The sequence below is a fragment of the Vibrio metoecus genome, assembly GCF_009665255.1.
Taxonomy (GTDB): Bacteria; Pseudomonadota; Gammaproteobacteria; order Enterobacterales; family Vibrionaceae; genus Vibrio; species Vibrio metoecus_B.
The window spans coordinates 2,478,308-2,485,000 of the sequence record NZ_CP035686.1; the positions used below are offsets into that span (position 1 = coordinate 2,478,308).

4 protein-coding genes, 1 tRNA gene and 2 rRNA genes (1 of these 7 running past the window's edge) are annotated in these 6,693 nt (G+C 48.3%); 2 read left to right on the forward strand and 5 right to left on the reverse strand.

What is annotated here, in order from left to right; translation table 11 throughout:
- Positions 1–7: 7 nt before the first annotated feature.
- Positions 8–970, reverse strand: a complete 963-nt coding sequence (gene birA / locus EPB59_RS11295) for a bifunctional biotin--[acetyl-CoA-carboxylase] ligase/biotin operon repressor BirA (protein ID WP_154172777.1) — start codon at positions 968–970, stop codon at positions 8–10.
- Positions 967–2,040: a UDP-N-acetylmuramate dehydrogenase gene (gene murB / locus EPB59_RS11300; RefSeq protein ID WP_154172779.1), complete on the reverse strand. Its 1,074-nt coding sequence runs from the start codon at positions 2,038–2,040 to the stop codon at positions 967–969. Before murB ends, birA begins: the two co-directional genes overlap by 4 nt.
- Before the next feature lie 36 nt (positions 2,041–2,076).
- Here murB and EPB59_RS11305 point away from each other — a divergent pair, with 36 nt between their 5' ends.
- Together EPB59_RS11305 and pssA are read left to right on the forward strand one after the other, a co-directional pair.
- Positions 2,077–2,499 (forward strand): GNAT family N-acetyltransferase, encoded by a 423-nt coding sequence (locus EPB59_RS11305; RefSeq protein ID WP_195706993.1) that lies wholly within the window; start codon positions 2,077–2,079, stop codon positions 2,497–2,499.
- A 94-nt stretch (positions 2,500–2,593) separates the two neighbouring features.
- Complete coding sequence (pssA, locus tag EPB59_RS11310) at positions 2,594–3,934, forward strand: CDP-diacylglycerol--serine O-phosphatidyltransferase (RefSeq protein WP_055052344.1); 1,341 nt, start codon at positions 2,594–2,596, stop codon at positions 3,932–3,934.
- Positions 3,935–4,281: 347 nt separating this feature from the next.
- Here pssA and EPB59_RS11315 read toward each other — a convergent pair.
- From EPB59_RS11315 to EPB59_RS11325, 3 genes are all read right to left on the reverse strand, one after another.
- Positions 4,282–4,358, reverse strand: a tRNA-Asp gene (locus EPB59_RS11315).
- Between the two features lie 31 nt (positions 4,359–4,389).
- Positions 4,390–4,505: ribosomal RNA gene (gene rrf, locus EPB59_RS11320) — 5S ribosomal RNA — on the reverse strand.
- 94 nt (positions 4,506–4,599) lie between these two features.
- Positions 4,600–6,693, reverse strand: a 23S ribosomal RNA gene (locus EPB59_RS11325) (it continues 793 nt past the right edge of the window).

Below are 6,693 nucleotides of genomic sequence, written 5' to 3' on the forward strand. Positions count from 1 at the left end.
TTTTGTTTTAGTCATTTTTACGTAGTGATATTTCACCACCAATAAAGCTTTTCAAGCCGTCAACGGTTTCTAATAATACGCCACCGTGCTCATCGATCCCACGTTCAATCCCTCGAACTTCATTTGCTCCCATCAAAAGTTTAACGGGTCGACCAATAAAGTTATCCCAACGATTCCAACGCTCGACAAAATTCTGCATTCCCGAAACTTCATATTGGCGTAGGGTGCGATCTAAAGCAGTAATGAGATTGGTGGCTAACGCATTACGATCAATTCGACTTTGCCCCGTAACTTCCGCAAGACTTACCCATGGTTGATCAATATTGCCTTCGTTATCACGCATCGCAAGATTGATCCCCATCCCGATCACTAAATGCGCCGCAGCACCCGCTTGACCTGACATTTCCACTAAGATGCCCGCCAGCTTTTTGTCTTGATAATAGAGATCATTCGGCCATTTGAGCTTAACGCCATTCACACCTATGGCTTCCAACGCCTCAACAATGGCGACCCCAACCACCAAACTCAGCCCCATCGCCGCTGCCATACCTGCATCTAAACGCCAATACATGGAGAGGTAAAGGTTGGCACCAAAAGGAGATACCCAATGTCGGCCGCGCCGACCACGTCCACTGGCTTGATATTCGGCTAAACAAACGGTTCCGGATGACAGAGTGTCTACATGATCAAGTAAATATTGGTTGGTCGAGCCAATAATTGGGTGCAACTCAACAGGGTTTGTGACTTGCGATTGAATAACCGACTGATCAAGCAACATCATAGGTTGTGCCAGTTGGTAGCCTTTACCTTGTACCCGAAACACATCGACACCCCACTCACGAATGCCTTGAATGTGCTTACTGATCGCTGCGCGCGAGATCCCTAATTGAGAGCCCAGAACTTCACCAGAGTGAAATTCACCATCTGATAGTTGTTTAAGTATGGTTAATTTGGCACTGTGCTCTTTCATCGTTGTTCACTCATCCATTCGCTTAGATTGGTTTCCTCACTTTTCCCCATAAAACGCACTTCATGTTCCAGTTCAATACCATAACATTCGAACACTTGCTGTTTCACGTAGGCTGCCAGTTGTAAAATATCTTGCGCGCAAGCGGCACCTGTATTCACAATCACCAAAGCTTGTTTCGGGTGCACTTTCGCCCCACCGATTTGGTGGCCTTTTAATCCCGCGTGATCAATTAACCACCCCGCTGCGATTTTCACACCATGTTCCGTTGGATAAGCGACAATATCGGGGTGCAATGCGTGTAAGCGAGCAAATTCAAGCTCACTGATCACTGGATTTTTGAAGAAGCTTCCCGCATTCCCCATAACATTAGGGTCGGGTAACTTCTCCATTCGTGTCGCACAAACACGCTGATAGACATCATGTGCCGTACAAGTCGAAGGAAGATCTTTTAACGGCCCGTAATGAATACTCGGCACCCAAGCCTTGGCTAATTTCAGTCCAACCGCAATCACCACTGCTTTCTCATAGAGCTGGTGTTTAAAGATCGAATCACGATAACCGAACTGACATTCTTCCACCGTCAAACGTTTCACTTCGCCAGTTTCCAGACATAAGTAATCCACGTAATGGCAGACATCCTTAAACTCAATGCCATACGCACCGATATTTTGGATTGGAGCCGAACCTGCACAACCAGGGATGAGGGCTAGATTTTCAAGCCCACCGATACCTTGCTCAACGCACCAAGCTACAAGTGAAGGCCAATCTTCCCCTCCCGATACATGGAGCCAGTGATAGACATCATCTTGTTGATGCTCGATTCCATATAGTCGATTGAGTATCACAACGCCTGAATACGGGCAGGTAAACAACATATTACTGCCTTTACCAATCATTAACTTAGGCACGTTTGCCCATTGCACTGAACCGTAAAGGTTTTTTAGATCATCAATCGACTCTGCCACAACCAATTGCGCAGCAGATTGTTCAATACCAAAGGTGTGATAGGGTTTGAGGCTGGCCCCGAGTTGAATTTGCATGGTCGTCTTAGGATAACTTAAACTGCCCACATTCTACCTTAGATAAACCATAAGCACGAAAGACCAATGTTAGAGTTTCAGCAATTTGATCCCATCAAACTCCCGCTTATAAAGCGATTTTACAAAATGCATTATCCGGGGACGAAACCCAAAAGCGATGAGTCGATCATTGTGGCATTGGAAAACTCGGAAATTGTCGCCGTAGTACGCTTTCGTATGGTTGGCTCATACCGCTTACTCACTGGAATGGCGGTGAAAGCGAACCTTAGACAAACTGGCATTGGTAAACAGCTGCTTCATTATTGCCGCAAAGAACAACTGAACCATGGCACATACTGCTTTGCCTATACACATCTTGAGCATTTCTACCAGCAAGCAGATTTTGTTCGCATCCAGCCCCTAGATCTTCCCGCTGAACTGAATATTCTCTACGAGCGTTACTCAAGAACAGGCAAGGATCTCATTCCGATGCAATATCAATCGAAGTAATGTCAAGAATGGTCGCCATTTCTAGCCTTTTCTTAACCAGTTTTGGTAATATCCACTGCTCGCAATTTTGCACACAACAAGGTAATGCATCCCAATGATTGCTCGAAGAAACCCTATCGAACAACTACCAGCGATTGCGCAAGATCCTGACAAGTTCGGCGTATTGCTCTCTGCTGCGGAATTTCGAACTCATTTGGTGGAATCGATTCGTCAGGCGCGCAAACGTATCTACCTCGTTGCACTCTATTTAGAAAATGACGATGCTGGACGTGAAATCCTCACCGAGCTTTACGCAGCCAAGCAACGTAATCCGGGGCTCGACATTCATATCTGTGTTGATTGGCATCGCGCCCAACGCGGCTTGATTGGCGCTGCAGAATCCGAAGGTAATGCGGCGATGTATCGAGACTTCGCTCAGCAACATGAACACTGTATTCCTGTGTACGGCATTCCAGTACGAGGAAGGGAGGTTTTCGGAGTATTACATCTTAAAGGCTTCATTATTGATGATCAGGTTATTTACAGCGGCGCTAGTCTGAATAATGTCTATCTTCAATACCATGACCGCTATCGCTTCGATCGCTACCATACTTTGGAAAACCAAGCACTTGCGGACAGTATGGTTAAATTTATCCAGCAAGAAATGCTGGCACATCCTGCTGTCAACAACCTAGCTTGTGGCAGTAAGCCAACCACCAAAGAGATCAAATCCGATATTCGCCAATTCCGAGCTGCACTTGCTCAGGCCAATTATCAGTTCACCAAACAGAAAATTGCCGATAATCAGGTTGGCGTTGTACCCTTGGTCGGCCTCGGTCGTCGCAGAAACCGACTCAATCAAACCATAGTACAACTACTCGCGTCGGCAAAAGATGAAGTGTTTATCTGCACGCCTTACTTCAACTTTCCACCTAGCATTGCTAAGGAAGTGAAAAAAGCGCTGAGACGTGGAGTACAGGTCCATATCGTGATTGGCGATAAAACCGCGAATGATTTTTATATTGCACCAGAAGAGCCATTCAAAACCATCGGTGGCTTACCTTATTTATATGAACTCAATTTGCGTCGCTTCGCTAAAGCCAATGAAGCACATATCGCGAGTCGTAAATTGTCAATTCATTTATGGAAACACGAGAATCATAGCTTCCATTTGAAAGGCATCTGGGTTGATAAGCGTTATATGCTCATCACAGGTAACAACCTTAATCCACGCGCTTGGAAGCTCGACCTAGAAAATGCCATTTTGATCCGTGATGATTACCATCACTTGACCGAGAAATTCGATTCAGAAATTAATAACATACTGCAACATACCCAACTCATCTGCACTTATAAGCAAATAGAGAAACCGGAGCAGTACCCAGAACGAGTTCAACGTCTAGTCCGTCGGATCATGCGTTTAAAAGCGGATCGCGTTCTCAAGCAAATCTTGTAAACCTAGACTCTAAAATCTCCTTTAGCCGATGCCCAGTGCGTCGGCTTTTTCTTATCGCCCTACGTCCCAATCGCATGAGCCGCAACACGAATATCCACTTCTCACCCTGCAGCCCGCAGAGTATTAAACGCGGTACGCGCCCAACTGCAAATAGCAACAGAGCCCCATTCGCTTGAGGTTTGAGTCACAATACAGCGTAGAGGTGAAGATAACCAAGGCGTGGCTCCCCCAAAAATCATGCTATCAAGAAGTGGGAAGCTTAGAAGTTAGAGTTTAAGAGAGAGGGTGGGATTGGGATTGCCCAGAAAGCAAAAAACCCAGTCGTAAGACTGGGTTTCTCAAATAAGTGGCGGAGCGGACGGGACTCGAACCCGCGACCCCCGGCGTGACAGGCCGGTATTCTAACCAACTGAACTACCGCTCCGCATTGGTTAGCGCTTGGTGCTAAATTAAAAGCCTAGCGATGTTCTACTCTCACATGGGGAAACCCCACACTACCATCGACGCTGTTTCGTTTCACTTCTGAGTTCGGGATGGAATCAGGTGGGTCCAAAACGCTATGGTCGCCAAGCAAAATTTTAAAATCTGGAAAGCTGTTTTCGTTCTCACACACATTCTTATGCGCTTAGCTTATTGAGTCCACTACAAAACCCCTTGGGTGTTGTATGGTTAAGCCTCACGGGCAATTAGTACAGGTTAGCTCAACGCCTCACAACGCTTACACACCCTGCCTATCAACGTTCTAGTCTCGAACAACCCTTTAGGACAGTTAAACTGTCAGGGAAGACTCATCTCAGGGCTCGCTTCCCGCTTAGATGCTTTCAGCGGTTATCGATTCCGAACTTAGCTACCGGGCAATGCGTCTGGCGACACAACCCGAACACCAGAGGTTCGTCCACTCCGGTCCTCTCGTACTAGGAGCAGCCCCCTTCAATCTTCCAACGCCCACGGCAGATAGGGACCGAACTGTCTCACGACGTTCTAAACCCAGCTCGCGTACCACTTTAAATGGCGAACAGCCATACCCTTGGGACCGACTTCAGCCCCAGGATGTGATGAGCCGACATCGAGGTGCCAAACACCGCCGTCGATATGAACTCTTGGGCGGTATCAGCCTGTTATCCCCGGAGTACCTTTTATCCGTTGAGCGATGGCCCTTCCATACAGAACCACCGGATCACTATGACCTGCTTTCGCACCTGCTCGAACCGTCATTCTCGCAGTTAAGCGGGCTTATGCCATTGCACTAACCTCACGATGTCCAACCGTGATTAGCCCACCTTCGTGCTCCTCCGTTACTCTTTGGGAGGAGACCGCCCCAGTCAAACTACCCACCAGGCACTGTCCTCAACCCGGATAACGGGTCTAAGTTAGAACATCAAACATACAAGGGTGGTATTTCAAGGACGGCTCCAACGCAACTGGCGTCACGTCTTCATAGCCTCCCACCTATCCTACACATGTAGGTTCAATGTTCAGTGCCAAGCTGTAGTAAAGGTTCACGGGGTCTTTCCGTCTAGCCGCGGGTACACTGCATCTTCACAGCGATTTCAATTTCACTGAGTCTCGGGTGGAGACAGCGTGGCCATCATTACGCCATTCGTGCAGGTCGGAACTTACCCGACAAGGAATTTCGCTACCTTAGGACCGTTATAGTTACGGCCGCCGTTTACCGGGGCTTCGATCAAGAGCTTCGCTTACGCTAACCCCATCAATTAACCTTCCGGCACCGGGCAGGCGTCACACCGTATACGTCATCTTGCGATTTTGCACAGTGCTGTGTTTTTAATAAACAGTTGCAGCCACCTGGTATCTGCGACTCTCGTCAGCTCCATCCGCGAGGGACTTCACCATCAAGAGCGTACCTTCTCCCGAAGTTACGGTACCATTTTGCCTAGTTCCTTCACCCGAGTTCTCTCAAGCGCCTTGGTATTCTCTACCCGACCACCTGTGTCGGTTTGGGGTACGATTCCTTACAATCTGAAGCTTAGAGGCTTTTCCTGGAAGCATGGCATCAATGACTTCACACCCGTAGGTGCTCGACGTCGTGTCTCAGCCTTAGAAAGAGCCGGATTTACCTAACTCTTAAGCCTACGCACTTGAACCAGGACAACCGTCGCCTGGCCCACCTAGCCTTCTCCGTCCCCCCATCGCAATTGTAAGAAGTACGGGAATATTAACCCGTTTCCCATCGACTACGCCTTTCGGCCTCGCCTTAGGGGTCGACTCACCCTGCCCCGATTAACGTTGGACAGGAACCCTTGGTCTTCCGGCGGGGAGGTTTTTCACCCCCCTTGTCGTTACTCATGTCAGCATTCGCACTTCTGATACCTCCAGCAAACCTTACGATTCACCTTCAACGGCTTACAGAACGCTCCCCTACCCAATGTCCAAAGGACATTGCCGCAGCTTCGGTGTATTGCTTAGCCCCGTTACATCTTCCGCGCAGGCCGACTCGACTAGTGAGCTATTACGCTTTCTTTAAATGATGGCTGCTTCTAAGCCAACATCCTAGCTGTCTGAGCCTTCCCACATCGTTTCCCACTTAGCAATACTTTGGGACCTTAGCTGGCGGTCTGGGTTGTTTCCCTCTCCACGACGGACGTTAGCACCCGCCGTGTGTCTCCCGGATAGTACTTACTGGTATTCGGAGTTTGCAAAGGGTTGGTAAGTCGGGATGACCCCCTAGCCTTAACAGTGCTCTACCCCCAGTAGTATTCGTCCGAGGCGCTACCTAAATAGCTTTCGGGGAGAACCAG